Origin of the sequence: Polaribacter sp. (assembly GCF_965656025.1) — a bacterium.
GTDB lineage: Bacteria > Bacteroidota > Bacteroidia > Flavobacteriales > Flavobacteriaceae > Polaribacter.
This window is the reverse complement of record NZ_CBFHJT010000066.1, coordinates 14,219-17,712: the sequence shown is the minus strand read 5'-3', so window position 1 is coordinate 17,712 and position 3,494 is coordinate 14,219. Positions and strand designations below refer to the sequence as shown.

The window sequence follows — 3,494 nt, the reverse complement described above, 5'->3', positions numbered from 1 at the left end:
GTAATTTCGCTTTCCCACTTTAAACCTAACCAAAATAAAATGGCCATTAAAAATGATGACATTGCATACACTTCGCCTTCTACAGCACTAAACCAAAAACTGTCTGAAAATGTGTATGCTAAAGAGCCTACAATGCTGCTACCTAATATGGCAATATAACTGCCTTCTGTTATTTTGTTTGCTTTTAGAGCTAGTTTTTCTCCAAGATTTGTAATAGTCCAAAACATAAACAGAATGGTAAATGCACTAGCCAAAGCAGACATAAAATTCACCATTTTAGCAATGTCTGAAACATCAGAAGTAAACATGGCAAAAAATGCACCTAACATTTGAAATAGTGGTGCACCTGGAGGATGCCCAACTTGTAACTTAATAGCGGTTGCAATGTACTCTCCAACATCCCAAGAACTTACTGTGGGTTCTATGGTTAAAGAGTATGTTATTAAGGCAATTACAAATGTTACCCATCCTAAGATGATATTCCATTTTTTGAAGTTTGCTGTTGTCATAAAATTACGTACTAATATGTGGCGAATTTAACAATAATTATGAATAATAAGTAGGTTTCGGTTTTTAATACCTTTTAAATTGCTCATAAAACTTTGTTAAAGAAAAAATTTATTTAAAAATGTTTGTAAAATTAAAAGAATAGATTAAATTTGCACCCGCAATTAATGCATTGGCCTATGGTGTAATTGGTAACACACCGGTTTTTGGTACCGACATTCAAGGTTCGAGTCCTTGTAGGCCAACAAAAAAATCCTAACAAATCTAGTCTGTTAGGATTTTTTACTTTTAAAATGATAACATCAAACTAGCCATAATAATCATAATCGCATTTTCTATAAATGTAGCTTCAGTCATTGGTAGTTTTAAAGCAGTTCCTAGACATGCACATCTAATAGCTTTTTTGTCTAAAAGACTTTTGGTTACACCAATTGTAGTAATACCTAAAACAATTAGTGTAATAATTAATGCAATTTTTATTTCAAAACGCATTAAAAACATCAAACCTAGTGCCGTTTCAATAAAAGGGTAGATTTTTCCATAAACAGGAATTTTTTTCGCTAAAGGATCATACATTTTAAATGATTCTGGGAACCCTTTTAAATCTAACATTTTAAAAAAGCTAAAAACAATATAGAATAAACCCATAAAATCGAGCATAAAAGAATTCCAATTCCAATTTTTAAAATGCAAAAGTATACTTGCTGTACTGATATAAAATATAATTAAAAGCAAAGGTTTTAGTTGTTGTAATTTACTTTTTTCATCTCCATCAAAAGCTACTTTTGGTATTTCATTATCCTCCTTTTTTTCTGAAAGATTATATTTTTCTGGTAAACTATCTTTTAGAACTTTGGTTTCAATAGAAGTTTTCATGGTAATTTCTGTTTCTCCATTTTCTAAGTTTACAGAAACATTTTCTACATTATTTACTTTTTTTAAGGTGTTTTCTACGGTTGCTTTGCAGTTGTTGCAAGTCATTCCATCGATTATATATGTTTTTTTCATTACTTATTGATTTTTAGTAAATTATAAAGATAAGTTGTTAAAATAAAAAAAAGAGCGCTTTTAAAAGTTATTTTATTGTAAATGATTTTAATTGATAGCGTTCTTAATTATATCAAATCAGCAAAACTAAACTTTTTTTCATTTTTAACTTTGAATAACTAAGTTATAAACCTAAAAATAGATATAAGATGAAAGTACAAGCATATTTAGCATTTGATGGAAACTGCCAAGAAGCACTAAGTTTTTACGGAGAATTATTAAATGCAACCGTAGAAAACAGACAAACCTACCAAGATAAAAAGATGGATGTGCCCACTGCTTACAGAAACAAATTACAACATGCCGAATTAAAAGGAAAAGGGGTACATATTATGGCTTATGATGCTGCACCTGATACACCTATTAATAGAGGAAACAACATACATTTAAGTGTCGATTTTACAGACAAAGAAGAAGCAGAAGATGTGTTTAAAGATTTATCTGAAAATGGAATTATTCATCACAACTTTAGAGAAAGAGAATGGGGTTTCTTTGGAAGATGTTCAGATAAGTATGGCATTAATTGGATGGTAAATGCAAAAAGCTAAAAACCATTCTAAATAAATAAAAAATTAAAAATAATGGATTGCATTTACTTGTAATCCATTATTTTTATAAAGACAAAAATCGTTAGAAATACATTTTTTTTGAAACTCGTAAAATTTACTAAAAAAGGTATTTATTGTATACCAGGAAAATTCTATCTAGATCCATGGTATCCTGTAAAATATGCAGTTATTTCTCATGGTCATGCAGATCACGCACGTTGGGGAAATCAACATTATTTATGTCAGAACGATTCTAAACCCATTTTAAAGCATAGATTAGGTCAAGATATTTCTATAGAAAGTTTAGGTTATAATGAGCCAAAAAATATAAACGGAGTTCAAGTGAGTTTTTTTCCTGCAGGTCATGTAATTGGTTCTGCTCAAATTCGCTTAGTGTATAAAGGTTTTGTGGTTGTTTTTTCTGGTGATTATAAAACACAACCCGATTTTATCTCTACACCTTTTGAGCCAGTAAAATGTCATCAATTTATTACAGAAAGCACTTTTGGTTTACCCATTTACAAATGGAAGACAGAACAAGAATTACAAAAAGAATTACAAAATTGGGTATTTCAAAATCAACAAAATAACAGAACAAGTGTTTTTTTGGGTTACAGTTTAGGGAAAGCACAACGTATTTTAAAGTTGATAGAAAATGTAGATGACGTTTTTGTACACAGTGCTATACACAACTTAAATATGGCTATTTCTAATGCTGGAATTGACTTACCCAAATCAACTTTAATTACATCAGATTTTAAAAAAGTAGACGTACAAAATAAAATAGTCATTTTACCACCAGCTTTATTAGGTTCTAAATTGATTAAAAAAATACCAAACGCGGCAACTGCCATTTGCTCTGGTTGGATGCATATTCGTGGTAACAGAAGATGGAAAGGAGTAGATGCAGGTTTTGCAGTGAGTGATCATGCAGATTGGGATGGTTTGTTAGCCGTTGTAAAAGCTACAGAAGCAGAAAAAGTTTATGTAACTCATGGTTCGCAAGCTGTTTTTTCTAAGTATTTGAATGAAATTGGCATAGAAGCACATGAGCTAAAAACCGATTTTGGTGACGAAGAAACAATCGAGAAAGAAGCACAAAAACCGGCAACTTTATAAAGCATGAAAGATTTTTCTAACTTGATAAGCGCTATTGAAATCACCAATAAAACCAATGCAAAAATTGAAGTATTGGTTCATTATTTTAATACAGCTCCAGACAAAGATAAGTTGTGGTTAATTGCTTTGTTTACAGGAAAAAGACCATCAAGACCTGTAAAATCTACATTGATGAAAGAATGGTGTATGGAGATTACCAAACTGCCAGAATGGTTATTTTTAGAGAGTTATAGCACTGTTGGAGATTTGGGTGAAACCTTAGCTTTATTGTTG

4 protein-coding genes, 1 tRNA gene and 1 pseudogene are annotated in these 3,494 nt (G+C 30.7%); 4 read left to right on the top strand and 2 right to left on the bottom strand.

Features of this window, described 5'->3' with window-relative positions; genetic code table 11:
- On the bottom strand, positions 1–509 hold a 509-nt coding region (locus tag ACTG3S_RS11745), incomplete at its 3' end, for a glycosyltransferase family 117 protein (RefSeq protein ID WP_439129541.1).
- 171 nt (positions 510–680) lie between these two features.
- Between ACTG3S_RS11745 and ACTG3S_RS11740 the strand changes: the two genes are divergently transcribed.
- Positions 681–752, top strand: a tRNA-Gln gene (locus ACTG3S_RS11740).
- A gap of 43 nt (positions 753–795) precedes the next feature.
- Here ACTG3S_RS11740 and ACTG3S_RS11735 read toward each other — a convergent pair.
- On the bottom strand, positions 796–1,515 hold the full coding sequence (locus ACTG3S_RS11735; RefSeq protein WP_439129540.1) for a MauE/DoxX family redox-associated membrane protein: 720 nt from the start codon (positions 1,513–1,515) through the stop codon (positions 796–798).
- Between the two features lie 188 nt (positions 1,516–1,703).
- Between ACTG3S_RS11735 and ACTG3S_RS11730 the strand changes: the two genes are divergently transcribed.
- The 3 genes and pseudogenes from ACTG3S_RS11730 to ACTG3S_RS11720 all read left to right on the top strand — a co-directional run.
- Positions 1,704–2,102, top strand: coding sequence for a VOC family protein (locus tag ACTG3S_RS11730; protein ID WP_439129539.1), 399 nt, complete (start codon positions 1,704–1,706; stop codon positions 2,100–2,102).
- Between the two features lie 99 nt (positions 2,103–2,201).
- The gene (locus ACTG3S_RS11725) at positions 2,202–3,221 is read left to right on the top strand and encodes a ligase-associated DNA damage response exonuclease (protein ID WP_439129538.1); all 1,020 of its coding nucleotides are present in this window, start codon (positions 2,202–2,204) and stop codon (positions 3,219–3,221) included.
- Between the two features lie 3 nt (positions 3,222–3,224).
- A pseudogene (locus ACTG3S_RS11720) lies at positions 3,225–3,494 on the top strand (ATP-dependent DNA ligase); the annotation flags it as partial.